General features: G+C 52.9%; 1 protein-coding gene and 1 pseudogene. One reads left to right on the top strand and one right to left on the bottom strand.

Annotated elements, in window-relative coordinates:
- Positions 1-167: YicC/YloC family endoribonuclease (locus ACTHUR_RS18390; RefSeq protein WP_440400205.1), on the bottom strand; the 167-nt coding region annotated here is incomplete at its 3' end.
- Positions 168-339: 172 nt separating this feature from the next.
- On the opposite strand from ACTHUR_RS18390, the pseudogene ACTHUR_RS18395 reads away from it, so the two are divergent.
- A pseudogene (locus tag ACTHUR_RS18395) lies at positions 340-514 on the top strand (ribonuclease PH); the annotation flags it as partial.

Consider the following 514-nt stretch of genomic DNA (forward strand, 5'->3'; position numbering starts at 1 on the left):
CCGCGAGCCACCGCCGCGGCAATCTGCTCGCGCAATGCGCCTTCCAAATAGCGCAACTCTTCCGGCATACGGAATTGGACATCCAAATAACGATGGTTGACTGCGCGGATTTCCAAATTAATCCGCTTGCCGCCGCATTCGCCTGCGGCATTGGCAAAGCCGGTCATGCTGTGGATTTGAATATTTCGTCTTGTAGCCATGGTTTTACTCCGTTTCCAAATACGAGTGAAAGTATGGACACTATAACACACCCGACCGACGATTTTCAGACGGCCTTTGATGCCAAATTCCTCTATAATTCAAGGCAACCTATTTTTCATTCCGCCCCAAAGGATCATCATGAGCGACTACACCCGCACCGGCCGCGCCGCCGACAGCCTGCGCGACATCAAAATTACCCCCAATTTCCTCCCCCATGCCGACGGCTCCTGCCTTATTGAGTGCGGCAACACCAAAGTGATTTGCACTGCCTCCATCGACGAAAATGTCCCACCGTTCCTGCGCGGTAAAGAAC

It is taken from the genome of Neisseria sp. P0021.S007 (genome assembly GCF_051956855.1).